Consider the following 17,831-nt stretch of genomic DNA (forward strand, 5'->3'; position numbering starts at 1 on the left):
TTTTTTAGCGATTGGCAAGTTTTATTCACCACCTTCTTATGAATCCTCTTTTTTGGGTTTAGGAGGAAGTTTGAATTCCTCAGGTTGTGGATCTATAGGTTCTAATTTCTTTCCCTTTAAACCCGGATGGTCCGCGGGGATAAAGTTCGACCTAAATTGCCAGTAAGCCAAAGGCATTGGTGAAACTGGTTCTCCATCAGCATGATGAATATTCCCCCGATAGGGATTCAGATATTCCCAAACAATTTCTCCATCAGGGGTAACTTCAAAAAAGCGGCCTTTGGGCCCTTCATTGATAAACGTATTTCCATTTTGCATCCGCTGTGCACCCGATATGAAGCTTCCATAAAAAGAAAGTGTATCCGGGGCTATATACTTCCAAACAGGTTCCTCCGGTCCAAATTTACCGTCTTCCTCCCTTAAGTAATTACCTTTATTATCTGTTGGCAGTTCTAATTCCAATACTCCCGAATAATCCAGACTATCCGGACCCATTGGAATATCATTATTAAAGAGTGTGAGATGGCCTTCTCCCGGTAAACCTTTCTCAATCCATCGTACATCGTGCTGACCAAACAATTGCTGATTAGTAGAATCTCCCATGTTATAATTTTCAGGGTTTCCCCATCGGTATAAAAAGTCGCCACCATGGCCCATTTTGCCTCCAGTGTGTCCAGCAGCTTCTTCTGTAGTTGTACTGTGGTCAATAATGAAGATTTCATCCAAGCTTGGGGAGCTAAAAACGATTTGATCCAGTTCAGGATTGTAGTTAATAGCATTTAAATGATAAACATCGGCGCCCCTGTTTTCAACCGTTTGATTCCTCCATGCTCTTTTCATTTTATGTAATACCGCCATACTGTCATGGGAAATAAGCGGCGGTATTTCCCCATCTTTGTTAAAGTCAAGAAGTTCAGGATGTGCTGCAACATCGCCATAGTTATCCTTGGTTTCATCATAATCCTGTATTAAATGATCCCAGATATGCCATTCCCACACAATTTCACCTCCGCTTTTACCTTTGGGTTTAATTTCAACTATTTTATCAGGCCATAGCCCGGCTTTTGGAGTAAATTCTGGATTTCTCCCTGCCTGTAATACCTCTTCCTCAGTTTTCGCCTCCCAGGCTATCGCAAGAATATTGCCGTTTGGCAATAAAGCTATATCATGATGTGCAAGATATTCTTCATTGGCATATTCAAAGTCCCAAAGCATCTTACTGTCCCAGCTGACTTTTTGTAACCTGCCCGCATTACCTCCACCACCAAATACAGGAAAATCAGGATCTACAGAAAGAAGTGTTAGCGAACCGTCATCATTTAAATAAAAACTATTTACTTCATAATTCCCTTTCCATTCATGAACCACTTTTCCTTCGCGGTTAACCAGGTATGTAGAAGAGGAATTTGCCGGCCTGAAGATGACATATCCGGGTGTAAGACCTTCTGTGGTTTTTGTTAAGCCACGCGGTATATAAAGCCCGAACATATTACGATCTTTTTTTTCAGGTTCGTCAGCTATTGGTTTTTTATCGGTACAATGGACAAGGATGCCCGCTAAAATAAGGGCGATTAGATAATTCTGAAATTTTTTCATTTTAGAGCTTTGGTTAATTGGCTGGTATTTTTAAACATAAAGTCGTGAATTTAATAACTCTTAGTTAATTATTAATAAAATTATCTTCCAAATTAATTTTAAAAATTCATTGCCATTATTTCCAAGCTTAAATTTCATACTTCTTATCTGGAAAATCCACATATTCCATTTCCGGGATTAATAGTTAACTAACTAATAGGTTTCGCCTTAATTAGTTATCTTACATTTAAAATTAAATTTCCTCAGGCAATGAATCTCCTATACAAACTTTCAGTTCTAATTTTATTAATCTCATGTTCTCAAAAAAAGGAATCTATGAAACATATATTTTATTTACATGGTATGATTATAGAAGTACAAGGTATTCATGCGGTAAGTCCCCAATTTGGGCCTTATGAGTATACCACAATTGTTGATTCACTTAAAGCCACTGGTGCGGAAGTTCATGCTGAAGTACGAACGGAGAAAACCGATTTTAACGAATTTGGAAAGAAAATTTCAAAAGAAATAGATGACCTTATTGCAAAAGGAGTCTCCCCTTCTGATATAACTGTTATTGGGGCATCAAAGGGAGGCATGATAGCCATGTACATTTCCGATATGAATATAAATAAGGTGAATTATGTGCTTTTGGGGTCAAGCAGTGATTATTCCCGGAAGAATTTTGACTGGAACCTGCATGGAAATATATTAGGAATCTACGAAAAATCGGATACTGTTGCCGGTAACAGTTACCAATACTGGATTGATAAATCTACCAACGCAACAAGTTTTGAGCAACTTCAGATAAATACAGGCCTTGGCCACGGATTTTTATACACTCCCCATGCAGCATGGTTTGGTCCGGCCAGGAAATGGATGAATCAAACTGATTAAACTCAGATGATCATTTCGTCCTTAAAGAGAAGTAATAAACCAGAAAAACATTGTATCCCTGAAATGTGATGGTAATAGTCTATTTTTATTTAATTAAACTAAAAGTTAATTATAACAGATATAAGTAATTAACTTATAGACTAATACATTTAAGATCCTCTGCTAATATAATTATCCCATTAAATTCTGACCCTACAACTCTAACAGCTGTATCAATATCATAAAGACTAAATTGATTAGCTCGCTTATTAGTAGAATCTAATTTCATTAAGTGGCTTAAAACCAGGCGTTGAACACCCGATTCCTGCACTACTGATCCTATTCTGCTTGGTTTGGCATGAAGGTTAGTAAATGGTTTATCGGCTTCTTCAGAAATGGCCAAATGTAATACCAGAAGGTCTGCTCCCTTTACAAAATCGATAAAACCAGGACTATCAAGAGTTTGATCCGCTCCAAAAACAATACTCTTGTTGTCTATGGTCACCTTATAGGCCAGCGTAGGCTTATTGGCATGGTTTACCCCAATAGCATTTACCTCGAGCAGTTCATTCTTATAGATAGTTGTTATAGAATCTTTTTGTGGAGTAACTTCAATAGCATTGATTCTGGTAAAAGCATCAATAGGTGTTGCCATGTCATTTATAGCAGAAAGGAATCCCTTAAGTCCGTCAGATCCTCCGCCTTTAGGACCGGATACATTTAATGGAGTTGGCCGTCCTGAAAAAATGTCGGACCAAAGTAAGGCCGGTAGCTCAGAGGCATGATCAGGATGAAAATGGCTTATGCCCAGAAATTCAATATCTCTCATATGTACCCCTGCCTGTTGCAGTCTTAGAAAAGTACCCCCACCGGCATCTATCATGACCAAAGGACTGCCATTTACCCAGACCAGATAGCCGGTTGAAGCCCTGGCATCTCCGGCAGCAGGTCCACCTGAACCCAAAACCTGAAGGGTAACACCATCTTGAGGACATGGGGCATCAATCTCTACAGAGCCCTGTTCCGGTTCAACTTTTGGATCTGTATTGCAACCTATTGTCAGAGATAATAAAATCAGAAGTATCAGACAGTTTTTCATAAGAATAGATTTTGGTTAACATAGATAAGTATACTTTATCTGGTTTACCCTCTCAAATCACAACAACTCAAGAGTTAAGCCTATTTTAGGGCAAAACTAGACTCTTACAATAAAGATAGCAAAACATATATATATCAAATTAACCTGTATATCTCTAAGTGAAAAACCTTGGTGGGACCAAGCATATTATTAATTTGATATCTTTAGATAATGAATTTTATTGAAAACCCGGTTTATGTTTTAGGGGTATTGTGTTTAATGGTGATCCTGGCAGATTACACTTCTAAAACCAAAATTGGCAAAAAGTTTGGTGCCGCTTTATTAGTGATTCTATTTACGGCAGTTATTGCTAACCTGGGATTAATTCCTTCCGCATCAAATTCCATTCCTCTTTATGATGGTATTTTTACCTATTTAGCCCCCATTTCTATATTTTACTTATTGTTGGGAGTTAATCTCAATTCCATAAAAAAGGCCGGAGCCCCTATGATTATTCTATTTTTAATAGGTTCGCTGGCAACCACTCTGGGTATTCTATTTTCCTGGTATCTGATTTCGCCTCAGGATATTCTTGGTGAAGATGGAAAAATTATCGCTGGTATGTTAACCGGAACCTATACAGGAGGTAGCGTCAATTTTAACGCAATAGCCCTGGAGTACGATTTTCAGGAAAGAGGTATTTTGTATGCAGGTACAATTGCGGTAGACAATGTAATTACGACCGCATGGATTATAGTAACATTGTCCTTCCCGGTAATATTAAGAACCTTCTGGAAAGATAAAAAGGTAAAAACATACAATGAAACTTTACAAGCACAGGATAAAGAACAACTTAATTTTAATTCTCTAATATGGTTAGTGTTTCTCGGAGTTTTCGCGTACTACGTATCTGAATTAATAACTAACCTTTTCCCTCAAATCCCTTCAATCTTAACTCTTTCCACCATTGGTATATTACTGGCACAAACCCGTTTGGTGCAAGGCTTAAAGGGAAGCCACTTCCTCGGACTGTATCTTGTTTACCTGTTTCTGGCAGTCATTGGGGCATATTGTGAAATCAGTTCGGTTATAGAGCTTAAAGAGGTTGGACTTACTTTATTGCTGTTTGGTTCAATTGCGGTATTTCTACACGGGATTCTGGTAATTCTATTAGGCAGTTTTATTTACCGGGATTGGGAGATGATTTCCATAGTGAGTCAGGCTAATATTGGCGGAGGCACTACTGCTATAGCACTTGCTGAAACCTTTGACAGAAATGAACTGATCTTACCAGCAATCCTTGTGGGAACCTTAGGCAATGCACTAGGCACTTATTTAGGTTTTCTTGTAGTGTATTTATTGTGATACGTAAAATGGTGGCAATTCATGGTCCTTATTTTGATCTTCGAAAAATGCGATTAATTAGCTTTTAACCTTAATAATTTCAAAATAATTTTAAGATCATTCTACCTTTAAAATTGGTTTTAATAGTATTTTGACTACAAAACTTAGCAGTTGACCACATATTTTTTTTTAATTCAACAAAGTTTAGCTCCTTTACGGTCCCTAATCTTAAAATGAATTAAAATGAAACCTAATTTCCTTTTATCTTTTGTGTTTATGACGGCTACCTTATTTGCCTCCGCAAAATGCGACAACACCTATTCTTCAGCGTCTTATGCTTTAAACCACACCAAGAAATCAATTAGCTCGAAGAATTTTGATCATCAAAAATATTATGCCTATAAAGCTCTGGAAGCTTTAGAAAAAGTAAAAAACCAGATAGCAGTATGTGGTTGTGATAATGCCATGGATCCTATTTTAGATGGAATCGAAAATCTGGAAAAAGCTGCTGACCCTAAAGATTTTGAAATGGGTAGATATTACACAAAAAAGGCTTTTGGTGATATACAAAACCTAATTAGTCAGCTAGATATATATACTCAAGGTTTTGAGCAGACTATCCATACTGTGGATGTCTCAACAGACGAGGATAGTTCTGTGGAAGAAGCTTTACTTTCTGAACTGGCCGCAATAGAAAGTCAGAAAATTAAACTAGCCGAGAGGCAGGCACAACTTCTGGAACGGCAGAAAGCTATAGAAGAGGAGATAAATAGAAGAGGGTCCTAAGTAAACATATCTCTTTACAATATTAAGTAAGTCTTATCAACCTAAGATCTTTGGATCGGCCTTTAATTCATGATTTTTTACAGGCAGTTCGCGAATCCTAATACCAGATACGTTAAATATCGCATTTGTTAACGCAGGTGCGATGCATGGCGTGCTTGGTTCTCCTGCACCACCTGGCCAGTTATCGCTGGTAACAATATAGGTTTCTATTTTAGGTGACTCTTCCATGCGCAGCATCTGGTAATCATGGAAATTACTCTGCTTTATTGCTCCGTTTTCTATCGATATTTCTCCGTATAAAGCAGCCGTAAGTCCAAAAACAATACCGCTTTCCATTTGTGCATTAAAACCGTCGGGGTGAAATGCAAAACCAGGATCCGCCGCACAAACCACTCTGTGAACCTTCAACCTGTCCTCCACTATTTCTATCTCGGCCACCTGGGCCACAATGGTACCAAAAGATTGGTGAAGAGATATCCCTCTCCCCCAGTTAGCTGGCAGGGCTTCTCCCCAATTGGATTTCTCAGCAGCCAGATCCAGTACCTTTAAAAATCGGGGTGCATTGGTAAGATGTTCCCGCCTAAACTGATAAGGGTCTTTGTTGGCTTTGTTCGCCAACTCATCCATAAAGGACTCCGTGAAAAAAGCATGCATAGATGAATCTACACTTCGCCAATATCCCCAGGGTATATGTGTCTCACTATTCGTATAATGAATAAATTGATTGTCAACGCCATAAGGAATGTGTGGGGCTTCTTCCGGATCGTGCTTAAATACAAACTGATTGTTCCAAGCGTCTATTTGACCTTTATCATTAAGGCTTGCTTTAAAGCGACTCACGTTGGCCTCCCTGTAATGATCCTGTTGGATATCTTCCTCACGAGACCAAATGAGCTTAACCGGATAGTCTACCTCTTTGGCAATTAGAGCGGCTTGAATGGCAACATCGGGCACGGTTCTTCGACCAAATCCCCCGCCCAGATATTGGTTATGCACCACTACATTCTCCTTATCCATGTCGAGCACTTCGGCTATACTGTCTGCAAATCCTAAGGGGTTCTGACTTCCCACCCAGATCTCGCATCCATCTTCTTTTACCAAAGCAGTACAATTCATGGGTTCCATTGTGGCATGGGCCAGATAAGGCACCCTGTATTCCGCCTCTATCACATTGGTAGCTTCTTTAAAAATGTCCTTTATGCTACCTTTTTTAACATCTTTTTCTTCATTCCCCTCCGCAATTGCGATATCCATATCTCTTAAATACTTATCATAAATATCATTCAGTCCTACCGTATCGTGATCACTTTTGTCAAATTCTATAGGTAATGCGTTTAGTGCATTTTTTGCCAACCAATAGCCATCTGCAATTACAGCTATGGCCCCTTCAAGATTTACGATTTTGTGAACCCCGGGCATATCCTTAATAGCACTAGCCTCCAAAGACTTTGCCTTGGCTCCAAAAACAGGAGAAGCCTTAATGGTAGCATATTTCATGTTGGGAAGGACAACATCAATTCCAAAATTTGCCGTTCCATCTACCTTTGAAGGGATATCTAACCGTGGTGGCGAGGTTCCCATTATGGTAAATTCTTCTGATGTCTTAAGACGTGGTTTGGCCGGTTGAGATAAATTGGCAGCTTTAACTACAAAACTTGCAAAAGGTGCCATTCTATTACTCGCCGGGTGCGAAATAGTACTGTTTTTAACCACTAATTCCTCCGCAGCAACTTCCCATTCCTCTGAAGCAGCTTCTAACAATACCGCTCTTGCAGCTGCTCCTGCCACACGCATGGCAAACATGCCTGTAAAACGAACAGAAGAACTTCCCCCGGTCATTTGAAGACTGATTTGCTTAGTGGCTGTTAAAAAAAAGCCATCAACGGTTCCGATAAGTATGGAAGGGATATCTTTTGGTCCCATAAGAAACCCTTTTCCCATGGCGTAATTGGCATATTCCTTATTCCCCGGAGCTTCTAACATTTTAATGGTTTTCCAATCCGCATCCATTTCATCGGCCAGCATCATTGGTAAGGTAGTATGGACCCCCTGCCCCATTTCGGCATGCGGAACAATAACCGTAATGGTGTTATCTTCATTAACTTTCAGCCAGATATTTAGTACAGTATCTCCTTCCCCCGCAATTAAATCCTTGACTTTCCCAGCCCGGTTTCCCGGTCTAATGGCTACTCCAATTACCAGGGCACCCCCGGTTAAGACTCCTGTAGTTATAAACGCTCGTCTAGTCCACTTCCCCATTGTTCAAGATTTTAATAGTTGATGTGTTTCTCAATTCTTCTGCTGCCAGCTTTATTCCACTTTTGATTCGGGAATAGGTGCCACATCTGCAGATATTCCCATTCATTGCCATATCAATATCCTCATCTGTAGGGGATGTAGTTTTTGATAGTAGCGCATGTGCAGACAGGATTTGCCCCGATTGACAATACCCGCATTGAGGGACCTGTTCTTCAATCCAGGCTTTTTGTAAAGCATGTAACCCAGTGTCTTGATCTGAAATTCCTTCTATAGTCGTAATTTCTTTATCGGCTGCTGCCTGAATAGGTGTAAGACAAGATCTAATGGCCAATCCATCTAATTGAACCGTACATGCCCCACACTGTCCTATTCCACACCCAAATTTTGTTCCGGTCAACCCAAGCTGTTCCCGGATGACCCATAGTAAAGGGGTAGCAGGGTCAACATCCACCTCATGTATTGTATTATTTATATTTAGCTTCATTAAGTAGTATTAATTAACATTTCTGGTTTATTAAATTTTGCTTCATGTCTTTCTAAAACTACATATAATTATTGAAAAAGAAGTTTTACTTCATTGGAATTTGTGTCCAAATGATTAGAGGTTAATCTGGTTAAGTATTTATTTCGGATTAAATCTTATTCAGACCTATCCAAATTAACATTTGAAAAGCATAATTAAACAAGGAGGGCAGCAAGAAATAAGCAAAATACTGGATGGAACATATAAACTGGATGGAACATATAAAAGTGATGGTTTTAGGGCAGCTTTAAATGTTACTGCGGATGCCTTGGCGAAAATCAGTGACTCGCACCAACCTTGGTCAGGTAACATTATGCTACTATACCTTTTGATCTAAAACAGGGAGAAAGTATTGTATTGGTTAGAAAAATTGTATATTAGAAGAGATCCTGATCTTCCGTATTATGCCATTGTAGTACCCCTCACTAAAGCCTATCAAAATGAACCGCGTTATATAGAAATTATGGACGGAATAAATCTCAGGTAGAACAAAGTTAAACCTCATCTAAATAAGAAAAAAAATAGAAAGACCACTAACAATATAAAAGCGATAAGGCTTCATGAAAATGGGCACCACGCCTAATCCAGACGTTATCAGCAAGAAGAAATTAGTTTAAATAGTTTAACATTAAAAAATTAGATTATGAAAATCAACAAAGAAGACATGCCAATTGTAATGCAAACGCCCGATTCCATTATGAGAAACGCAACCGGTTATGGAGGAATGACCATAGCATTTAATGAAATCCCCAAAGGAACCGACTTTACACCTTTGCTTCAGGGACTTAAAAATAATAGTTGCCATTGCCCACATTGGGGCTACATAGTTGAAGGGGTAATACGTCTAATTTATGATGATAAATCTGAAGAAATTGTCAAAACAGGCGATGTTTTTTATTGGCCTGCCGGACATACCGCCATTGTTGAAGAAGATGTAAAAATAATTGATTTTAGCCCAGAGAAGGAGTTCGGTGAAGTGATGGAACATATAGGTAAAAAAATGGCGGAATTTGAGGAATAAATTCAAATAATTATTCAGAAAAAACCCCGATACCTATCTGCACAAAAGCAGTTTGGTATCGGGGTAATTTAGTTTTTAGCTGTTAAGGACATCCGCCCTTTATCAAATAATCTTAGTTATATTAATCATCCACGGAAAGGAAATTTCCTTCGGCGTCGAAATAGACCTCAAGACCATTATTCATAGTCACTTCATATTCTCCTTCATCTTCTACTTCTGCGTGCACAATAGTAAGGTCAGGGTAGGTTTCTTCCAGGTATGCCAGAACCATATCCGGTAATTGGGCCGGGTCTATAGTCTCTCCATCATCATGGCCATCTTCTTCTTCCCATTCATAATCTCCATCACCATCCTGATCGTTTTCATCAACACCAATACCTAAAAATCCACCGTTGGCATCAAAAATTAAAACGATGTCATCATTTAAAGTTACTTCGTATTGATCATTGTTTTCAATAGAGGCTTCCTCTATGTCTATCTCGGGATAATTCATCTCTATGTACTCCAATATAGCAGGTAATAGGGTCTCAATATTCACATCGGAGTCGTCAAAATCGCCGTTCTCCTCACTATCGTCATCAATGCCTAAAAAGTTGCCCCTGGCATCAAAAATAAGTTCATTACCGTCGTTTAACTCTACCTCAAAATTACCATTGTCTTCTTCCTCTGCCTCGTCGATAGTGCGTTCCGGAAATTCTCGGGACACAAAATCCAAAATCGCCATAGGTAAATCCCCTACTTTAACCTTAGCATCTGCTTTTAGGGCAAATCCTTCAGGTAAATCATTAGGGGTATCCTCATTGTCTTTACTACAAGATACCATTGCAAATACACTTAGTACGGCAAGTGATATTATTTTAATTGTTTTCATTTTTAAATTGTTTGCAGGTTTAAATTCACTTTTCATTTGGGGGGTACCATTTTTTTGTTTCATACATTTTAAATTTTAATAAGATTTGGGTTTATTTAATCCTTGTGTTAGAACATATAACAACTACCCTTAAAAAAACCCTACCACAAATCGTTAAATAGCTAGTTTAAACGTCTTTGGGTAGGTTTAAAACTTAATTTAAACACCTGTATTGTTGCCGTGAAGTATATCTAAAAACTGCTCTGGAAGCTTATTTTGTAGCATGGTATTTTATCTAAGGACCTGTCCTATGGGTTACGTATTTCTTCGAAGTAAGGCAATCATATTAACTTTTCGGAATCATTTATTAGAATACTATTATTGATAATTCAGTATCTTGGTAATGTTACAACCAACCACTTCTTCAGATGATCTATAAACCTAACTCAATATCAAAAATATGTCGTTGGAAAGATTGCATCGGCGGTAATAGAACTATTACTAAACTTATTATAAACGCTAATTTAAGAATGCTATTTACTTATGAAACTTGATTTACAATTTGTACGCTCACAATTTCCCGCGTTTTCGGAACCTTCACTGGAAGGATGGGCTTTTTTTGAAAATGCCGGAGGATCTTATCCTTGCACACAATTTATTTATCGATTGACCGATTTTTACATGAAAAACAAGGTACAGCCCTACTATCCTTATCCTGCTTCGAAGAGGGCCGGAGAATTGATGGATGATTCCTATAAGAGAATGGCTGAATATCTGAATGTTGAAGCCTCAGAAATTCATTTCGGTCCATCAACTACACAAAATGTATACGTGCTTGCAAATGCAATGCGTCCCATGTGGAAGGACGGGGACGAAATCATCGTCTCTTGTCAGGATCATGAAGCCAATGCAGGGGCATGGAGAAGATTGGGAGATCAGGGAATTAAAATTATAGAGTGGCATGTAGATCCGGAAGCGGGATTGTTGAGCTTAGATGAATTGGAAACTTTATTTTCTGACCGAACAAAGATGGTGGCTTTTCCCCATTGTTCCAATGTAATCGGTCATATTAATCCTGTTAAAACTATTAGTCAAATGGCCCATACGCATGGGGCCCTCTGCATGGTTGACGGGGTAGCTTATGCGCCACATGGATTTCCGGATTTTAAAAGTCTGGGGGCCGACATATATCTTTTCTCACTCTACAAGACATATGGGCCTCATTTAGGCTTAATGTATGTTAATAAAGATCTGATCGGAAAAATGGAAAACCAATCTCATTTTTTCAAGGAAGGTGTAACCCGGAGTATGTTGACCCCAGCCGGACCGGATCATGCGCAGATTGCATCAGTCAATGGGATATTGGATTATTTTGATACTCTTTACGAACATCATTATAAGGATGAGTCCACGCCTTCTGAAAGAAACATCCAATTGAATAAATTATTTCGCGAACATGAAAAATCTTTGATGCGGCCATTACTGGAGTTTATAAAATCTCGTGAAGATATAAGACTATTAGGTCCGCATGAGGCGGAAGGTAGAATGCCAACTATTTCGATACTTCCTCTTCGTAAAGATCTCGAAAAAGTGTATGCCAGCCTGACTGATCATAAATTGATGTTAGGTACGGGCGATTTTTACGCCGTGCGGCCGCTTATGGACATGAGAATCCCTTTAGAACCGGGCGTGCTGAGAATGTCTTTTCTGCATTATACCAGTATGGAGGAAATTGATCAGTTGATAGAAGGCCTAAAAATTGCTTTGGAAATATAGATCTATAGCTGAATTATTCACCTAAAAATTATTATATTGTATCCCCTCTTTATGTTCAATAAATTTAATCATGCTGATCTGGAAAGAAAAATTCAATAATTTTTCAGTGTGTATGAAATGTAGTTAGAAGGGCTTTTGAAAAAATCCAATATAAAATTTATTGTGGGAGAGAATACTTGCTTGGAAATCGATTGTACAAAAACCAAATAAAATAAAAGGGAGGCTGAAAACTTTATAGAGTAGGCACAATTAAACTAACCAAACCATGGGAGCACATTTTTTTAAAACGATTAAACACGCAATTAAACACTGGTATTTGTTTTTGATTGCAGGATTAGCATTTATAGCCGGAGCTATATGGGTATTATCTGATTTAGAGTATTCATGGGTATGGGCCGCATATATTTTTAGTTTGTCTTTTGTGGTATCCGGAGCAATTGAAACGATTTTCGCAATTGTTAATCGGAATACCTTAGATAATTGGGGATGGAAATTGGTTCTGGGGTTAATTACCCTTGCGGTAGGTATTGCTTTAATGAAAGATCCGGGGATTTCTATGGTAACATTGCCTCTTTATGTTGGATTTGTAATTCTATTCCGTTCAATGAATGCAATAGGAATCTCCTTAGATTTGAAGAGGTATGGGGTAAAAGACTGGGGAAATTTAATGGGTATTGGTATTATTGGAATACTAATTGGATTTATATTATTATTAAATCCTGTAATTGGAGGTCTTTCTATTGTGATATGGGCCGGAAGTGGCTTAATCATAATGGGGATTTTCAACATATATCTCTCTTTCAAGTTAAAGAAGCTGCATGATATACCCTCTAATATTTCTGAAGAGCTGAGTAAAAAGTTTCATGCAATACAAGATGAAATAAAGAAGGAAATTGAAAAGTCTTAATAATTATAATATTCAATGGGCTTCGCTTGATTTGTATTTATATCACGAAAATCTTTAATAAGATGAGCCAGGCCACTACGTATTCCTTTAAGATCTGTTGTACTATGCTCAATGGCAGCTTCAGGTTTTAAAGGATTTATTAATTACACCTAGCAGAACTCAATGAAATTCATGTATGTAAGTAACCAGGTCAAGGATGACCTATATTATTATCTGCCGATACTCCGTAATTTGAAGCTTAATAGATTTGCCCTTATGGCGGCTTTAGGTATTCTTACCCTTCTAAGCTGTGCGGGTCCTCCGGTGGCTACAAATGTGCAACTTGTCCCGAATCCGAATAAGAATGCTCCATTGGCAGGAATTCTGACCTTTACCTCAGATCGTCCGGTAAGTGCTACTCTAACTATTGATGATGGGGTGACACGGCAAATTGTTCAACCTGAAGATTCCTTAAAAACAAATCATCAGGTTTTGGTCCTGGGACTGAAACCAGGGAAACTGCATCAGATTACCGCAACACTCAAAGATGAAAATGGCAGGGAACTTGTGCTGGATTCGCTTTCTATTGAAACCCCACCATTGCCAGACGATTTTCCTTCGCTGGAATTGGTACAGGAGAAAACCGGTGAGATGGAGCCGGGTATAACGATGTTCACTGTGTTTCGGTGGAAAGAACCATTTGATGATGATTCGGACTGGGGATATGCCATTGCGGTAAATGAAGCCGGGGAAGTAGTTTGGTACCTGAAAGCCGATCATTGGATTGATGAAGTCCGCAGAAAACATAATGGAAACCTGATATTCGGAGGCGTGGACGACGGGCGTTTTTTCGAGTTAGATATGCTGGGTAATATTGTTCAGGAATGGTATTCTTCCGGTGCAGTAACCAAACCCATAGCAGAAGGAAGTATTGCTGTAGATACGGATATGTTTCATCACGATGTGATAGAACTTGCCTCCGGTAATTTCCTGGGACTGGGACTGGAGGTGCGTTCGCTGGAAGATTTCCCGGCTGCGTATCCTCCTTCTGAGAAGAAAGAAACTGCTGATGTAGCAGGCGATGTCATCATTGAGTTTACTCCGGACGGCAGTACAGTACGAAAATGGTCTTTAGTTGATATTCTGGACCCCAGGCGCCTTGGCGAAGGTTCCTTAGACGGAGGTCATTATTATGATATTTATAAAGATATTTATGATCCGCTGCCTCATGATATTACCCACAGCAATGCTATTTTTTACATTGAAGAAGAAGATGCTGTTCTTGTCTCTTCGAATTTCCAATGTGCGATATACAAAATTGATATGAAAACGGGCACCTTATTATGGATTCTAGGTGATCCGACTGGCTGGAATAAGCCATGGTCCGATAAGCTCTTAAAACCCATAGGCGAATTAACATGGCCCTGCCACCAGCATGGAGTTGAAATGACCCCACAGGGTACTCTCCTGATGTTTGACAATGGTGGAGCACGCTTTATACCGCCGAATCCGCCTATGCCGGAAAAAGACCGTTTTAGTCGAGCACTGGAATTACGTGTAGATGAAATTGCCGGGACCGTAGAAGAGGTATGGACCTACGGCCCCGAACAGGAACGATTTGTTTCGCCATTTATTAGTGATGCCGACTACCTTACAAACACAGACAATGTTTTGATAACCGATGGTGGGCGTTTTAAGGATAAGGAAGGAAACCTGATGCCAACATTCGGGGGCCATCAGTGGGCCCGGATCCTGGAAGTGTCAAAAGAACCGACTACAGAAAAAATCTGGGAGTTACATATTTATGATCCTGAAATACGCTATTCGGTATACAGGGCACAACGATTTTACAGTCTGTACCCTAATTTGGACCGCCCAACAGGATAAGAGGTTCAACAGGCCACCCATTACATGGATAAATAGTGCGATGTGTTTTTGTAATTTAAATAGTATAACTAACTACCACGTCCTTTCTTCCAATAAAATAGCCGGTACGAATTCTCTGTGGGCTTTTGTGCAATGATAATTATCATTTCCAATTTAGAGAATTACACGGATATTGCCTGCCTGGGTTATAAAAAAATAAACGTCTTAATATCCTACTTTTATAACTCCAATTAATTGTCGAGTTATTGATATATTTACGGTGGAAACTTGTCTAAAAAAGAATCTTGAACAAAAATATAATGATATGAAAAGTAGTTTTTTAAGTTTACTTCTCACCTTTGGAATTCTGGTGAGTTGCGATACATCTAACGACCAAACTAAAAGTACATCCTCTGGTGATCAGGAAATAGACCGTACTATTCTACCTATTCAACCTCCGGCGCATAATCCTGTTACCATAATGGATGCAAGAGATGCGGAGAAACCGGAACCTTTTAACATAGAAGCGCCGGAAGGTGCTCCAAATATTGTAGTTGTACTTATTGATGATATTGGTTTCGGTGCAACAAGTACGTTTGGTGGAGCTATCAACACGCCAACTTTTGATAGGCTGGCCGATAATGGATTGCGATTTAATCATTTCCATACTACGGCACTTTGTTCGCCAACACGGGCATCGCTTTTATCAGGAAGAAATCACCACAACGTAAATGTAGGTTCCGTTATGGAAGTTGCAACCGGATTTTATGGAAATCAGGGAATTCGACCAGACAATGCAAAGTATTTCGCTGAAACCTTAAAGCAAAACGGGTATAGCACAGCAGCTTTTGGCAAATGGCATGAAACTGCTACCTGGGAAGTTTCTGTATCTGGCCCCTTTACACGATGGCCAACAAATTCTGGTTTTGACAAATTCTATGGCTTTATTGGCGGGGAAACCAACCAATGGGATCCTGTAATTTTTGATGGGGTAACAAAGGTTTATAAAAATGATGACCCTGATTATCACTTCACCACAGACATGACAAATGAGGCTATTGAATGGGTCAAATTTCAACAAGCCATGACACCAGATAAACCTTTTATGGTTTACTACGCAACAGGAGCAACGCATGCACCTCATCATGCACCTAAAGAATGGATTGAAAAATACAAAGGCAAATTTGATACAGGATGGTTAAAACTTCGGGAGGAAACAGTTGCACGACAAAAGGCTATGGGTGTAATTCCGGAAAATGCACAATTGGCGCCTATGCCCTCTGATATAAAAGAGTGGGAAGCTTTGAGTGATGATGAGAAAAAATTGTTTTCGCTTCAAATGGAAACATTTGCCGGTTTTGCTGAGCATACTGATAATGAAGTAGGACGTTTGGTGAACGCCATTGATGAAGTTGGAGCACTTGACAATACCTTATTTATCTACATCATGGGAGATAACGGTTCAAGTGCTGAAGGTGGACTGGAGGGTACCTACAACGAGCTCGTCCACCTAAATGGAATCTTTGATGAAGAAACAGTGGAAAGTATGTTGGAACATGCTAATGATTGGGGTGGTCCAAATTCATTCCCACATATGTCGGCAGCCTGGGCTGTGGCCACAGATGCACCATTTAAATGGACGAAACAAATGGCAGCAGACTTTGGGGGTACGAGAAATGGAATGGTGATGCATTGGCCCAAAGGAATTGAAGCTAAAGGAGAAATTAGAGAACAATGGCACCACGTAAATGATGTAGCCTCTACTGTACTAGAAGCTGCTAATTTACCAGAAGCCAAATCAATTAACGGTGTTAAGCAAATACCTATGGATGGTGTAAGTATGCTCTATGCAGCGAAAGACGCAAATGCTGAAGACCAACACACTGTGCAATATTTCGAGATGTTTGGTAACCGTGCAATTTATAGCAATGGGTGGTTAGCAAGGGTAGTTCATATGGTTCCATGGGTAGGTAAGCCCCGGGCTGCTTTTGCTGAAGAAAAGTGGGAACTTTATAATACTGAAGAAGATTTCAGCCTTGTTAACAACCTTGCAGAAGATAATCCTGAAAAACTGAAAGAATTGGTTGATTTGTTTGAACAAGAAGCAATTGCCAACAATGTGTATCCCCTTGATGATAGGCTTTATGAGCGATTTAATGCAGCTATTGCAGGCCGTCCAGATTTAATGGGTGATAGAAAATCCCTGACCCTGGCACAAGGCATGGATGGAATTCTTGAAAACACTTTTTTAAACGTAAAAAATACTTCCAAAACAATCGTTGCCGATGTTTCATTAAAAGGAAAAGATCATGGAATCATTCTGTGCCAGGGTGGTAAATTTGGCGGATGGGCATTATATATGAATGATGGCAAGCCAGCATACACCTACAATTATTTTGGTTTGGAAAGTTATACAATTATGGCTCCTAAAGCAATAACTGCGAGTGATGCCGAGATTAAGTTAGAGTATGAGTACGATGGCGATGGTATAGGAAAAGGGGGAACTGCTAAAATTTTTATTGACGGTAAGATGGTAGCAGAGGGACGAGTTGATAAATCAATTCCTGCCGTATTCTCAGCAGATGAAACCGCAGATGTTGGGAAGGATGATGCCACGCAAGTTGCAGATAAAGTCTTCAACGATGTAGAGGATTCTGAATTTACAGGATATGTAAATAAAGTTACTATTAGCATTCCAAATTAAAAACATTAGAAGCATTTTAAAGAGGGCGTTTATACGCCCTTTTTTCTTACCCATTAATTAATAAATAAAACAAGAATTAATCGTAATTCGATCTGTATTATTAATGCGAAGCATTGCCAAAGCAAATGGTTCTCGCATTTCAGTAAGTTGTCAAATTTTTAAATTAAGGGAACACTCATAAGGGTGCAAAAGTGTTAGCAATGCGGTTCATGGCAATTTTGGCTGAAAATAAAACAGAAAATCTTTAAAGTCCACTACAAGAGAGTACAATCAAGAGCTTTGATTTC

Annotated in this window: 14 protein-coding genes; 9 read left to right on the forward strand and 5 right to left on the reverse strand. The window is 39.1% G+C overall.

The annotated features are described in order from the left end of the window. Positions 1–36: 36 nt before the first annotated feature. A complete protein-coding gene (locus ABJH90_RS03225) occupies positions 37–1,596 on the reverse strand; it encodes an aryl-sulfate sulfotransferase (RefSeq protein ID WP_348142373.1) in 1,560 nt (519 codons plus the stop codon). 315 nt (positions 1,597–1,911) lie between these two features. Between ABJH90_RS03225 and ABJH90_RS03230 the strand changes: the two genes are divergently transcribed. Further along, entirely contained in the window at positions 1,912–2,472 is a 561-nt protein-coding gene (locus ABJH90_RS03230; RefSeq protein ID WP_348142376.1) for a hypothetical protein, read from the forward strand. Between the two features lie 133 nt (positions 2,473–2,605). Here ABJH90_RS03230 and ABJH90_RS03235 read toward each other — a convergent pair whose 3' ends face one another. Further along, positions 2,606–3,550 (reverse strand): MBL fold metallo-hydrolase, encoded by a 945-nt coding sequence (locus ABJH90_RS03235; RefSeq protein ID WP_348142379.1) that lies wholly within the window; start codon positions 3,548–3,550, stop codon positions 2,606–2,608. A gap of 210 nt (positions 3,551–3,760) precedes the next feature. Here ABJH90_RS03235 and ABJH90_RS03240 point away from each other — a divergent pair, with 210 nt between their 5' ends. Both ABJH90_RS03240 and ABJH90_RS03245 read left to right on the forward strand, forming a co-directional pair. Continuing rightward, the gene (locus tag ABJH90_RS03240; RefSeq protein WP_348142382.1) at positions 3,761–4,894 is read left to right on the forward strand and encodes a DUF819 family protein; all 1,134 of its coding nucleotides are present in this window, start codon (positions 3,761–3,763) and stop codon (positions 4,892–4,894) included. Positions 4,895–5,116: 222 nt separating this feature from the next. Continuing rightward, a complete protein-coding gene (locus ABJH90_RS03245; protein WP_348142384.1) occupies positions 5,117–5,659 on the forward strand; it encodes a hypothetical protein in 543 nt (180 codons plus the stop codon). Positions 5,660–5,695: 36 nt separating this feature from the next. Here the strand turns inward: ABJH90_RS03245 and ABJH90_RS03250 are convergent, their stop codons facing one another. After that, positions 5,696–7,918 (reverse strand): molybdopterin cofactor-binding domain-containing protein, encoded by a 2,223-nt coding sequence (locus tag ABJH90_RS03250; RefSeq protein WP_348142387.1) that lies wholly within the window; start codon positions 7,916–7,918, stop codon positions 5,696–5,698. After that, the gene (locus ABJH90_RS03255; RefSeq protein ID WP_348142389.1) at positions 7,902–8,402 is read right to left on the reverse strand and encodes a (2Fe-2S)-binding protein; all 501 of its coding nucleotides are present in this window, start codon (positions 8,400–8,402) and stop codon (positions 7,902–7,904) included. The genes ABJH90_RS03250 and ABJH90_RS03255 overlap by 17 nt, the downstream gene beginning before the upstream one ends. 181 nt (positions 8,403–8,583) lie before the next feature. Between ABJH90_RS03255 and ABJH90_RS03260 the strand changes: the two genes are divergently transcribed. Together ABJH90_RS03260 and ABJH90_RS03265 are read left to right on the forward strand one after the other, a co-directional pair. Next, on the forward strand, positions 8,584–8,778 hold the full coding sequence (locus tag ABJH90_RS03260) for a hypothetical protein (RefSeq protein WP_348142392.1): 195 nt from the start codon (positions 8,584–8,586) through the stop codon (positions 8,776–8,778). A gap of 306 nt (positions 8,779–9,084) precedes the next feature. Then, entirely contained in the window at positions 9,085–9,462 is a 378-nt protein-coding gene (locus ABJH90_RS03265; protein ID WP_348142395.1) for a hypothetical protein, read from the forward strand. A 121-nt stretch (positions 9,463–9,583) separates the two neighbouring features. Here the strand turns inward: ABJH90_RS03265 and ABJH90_RS03270 are convergent, their stop codons facing one another. Then, the gene (locus tag ABJH90_RS03270; protein WP_348142397.1) at positions 9,584–10,396 is read right to left on the reverse strand and encodes a PepSY-like domain-containing protein; all 813 of its coding nucleotides are present in this window, start codon (positions 10,394–10,396) and stop codon (positions 9,584–9,586) included. Positions 10,397–10,855: 459 nt separating this feature from the next. On the opposite strand from ABJH90_RS03270, the gene ABJH90_RS03275 reads away from it, so the two are divergent. From ABJH90_RS03275 to ABJH90_RS03290, 4 genes are all read left to right on the forward strand, one after another. After that, on the forward strand, positions 10,856–12,088 hold the full coding sequence (locus tag ABJH90_RS03275; protein ID WP_348142400.1) for an aminotransferase class V-fold PLP-dependent enzyme: 1,233 nt from the start codon (positions 10,856–10,858) through the stop codon (positions 12,086–12,088). A gap of 265 nt (positions 12,089–12,353) precedes the next feature. Continuing rightward, positions 12,354–12,995: a DUF308 domain-containing protein gene (locus tag ABJH90_RS03280; RefSeq protein WP_348142403.1), complete on the forward strand. Its 642-nt coding sequence runs from the start codon at positions 12,354–12,356 to the stop codon at positions 12,993–12,995. Positions 12,996–13,226: 231 nt separating this feature from the next. Beyond that, the gene (locus tag ABJH90_RS03285) at positions 13,227–14,861 is read left to right on the forward strand and encodes an aryl-sulfate sulfotransferase (protein ID WP_348338037.1); all 1,635 of its coding nucleotides are present in this window, start codon (positions 13,227–13,229) and stop codon (positions 14,859–14,861) included. Between the two features lie 304 nt (positions 14,862–15,165). Then, positions 15,166–17,544 (forward strand): arylsulfatase, encoded by a 2,379-nt coding sequence (locus ABJH90_RS03290; RefSeq protein WP_348142409.1) that lies wholly within the window; start codon positions 15,166–15,168, stop codon positions 17,542–17,544. Positions 17,545–17,831: the final 287 nt, after the last annotated feature.

It is taken from the genome of Eudoraea sp. (assembly GCF_039969275.1).
GTDB lineage: Bacteria > Bacteroidota > Bacteroidia > Flavobacteriales > Flavobacteriaceae > Eudoraea.

Excerpts from the sequence above, each read along its gene's own strand:
- ABJH90_RS03225 (WP_348142373.1), bottom strand. The coding sequence starts at position 1,596 with ATGAAAAAATTTCAGAATTATCTAATCGCCCTTATTTTAGCGGGCATC.
- ABJH90_RS03230 (WP_348142376.1), top strand. The coding sequence starts at position 1,912 with ATGAAACATATATTTTATTTACATGGTATGATTATAGAAGTACAAGGT.
- ABJH90_RS03235 (WP_348142379.1), bottom strand. The coding sequence starts at position 3,550 with ATGAAAAACTGTCTGATACTTCTGATTTTATTATCTCTGACAATAGGT.
- ABJH90_RS03240 (WP_348142382.1), top strand. The coding sequence starts at position 3,761 with ATGAATTTTATTGAAAACCCGGTTTATGTTTTAGGGGTATTGTGTTTA.
- ABJH90_RS03245 (WP_348142384.1), top strand. The coding sequence starts at position 5,117 with ATGAAACCTAATTTCCTTTTATCTTTTGTGTTTATGACGGCTACCTTA.
- ABJH90_RS03250 (WP_348142387.1), bottom strand. The coding sequence starts at position 7,918 with ATGGGGAAGTGGACTAGACGAGCGTTTATAACTACAGGAGTCTTAACC.
- ABJH90_RS03255 (WP_348142389.1), bottom strand. The coding sequence starts at position 8,402 with ATGAAGCTAAATATAAATAATACAATACATGAGGTGGATGTTGACCCT.
- ABJH90_RS03265 (WP_348142395.1), top strand. The coding sequence starts at position 9,085 with ATGAAAATCAACAAAGAAGACATGCCAATTGTAATGCAAACGCCCGAT.
- ABJH90_RS03270 (WP_348142397.1), bottom strand. The coding sequence starts at position 10,396 with ATGAAACAAAAAAATGGTACCCCCCAAATGAAAAGTGAATTTAAACCT.
- ABJH90_RS03275 (WP_348142400.1), top strand. The coding sequence starts at position 10,856 with ATGAAACTTGATTTACAATTTGTACGCTCACAATTTCCCGCGTTTTCG.
- ABJH90_RS03280 (WP_348142403.1), top strand. The coding sequence starts at position 12,354 with ATGGGAGCACATTTTTTTAAAACGATTAAACACGCAATTAAACACTGG.
- ABJH90_RS03290 (WP_348142409.1), top strand. The coding sequence starts at position 15,166 with ATGAAAAGTAGTTTTTTAAGTTTACTTCTCACCTTTGGAATTCTGGTG.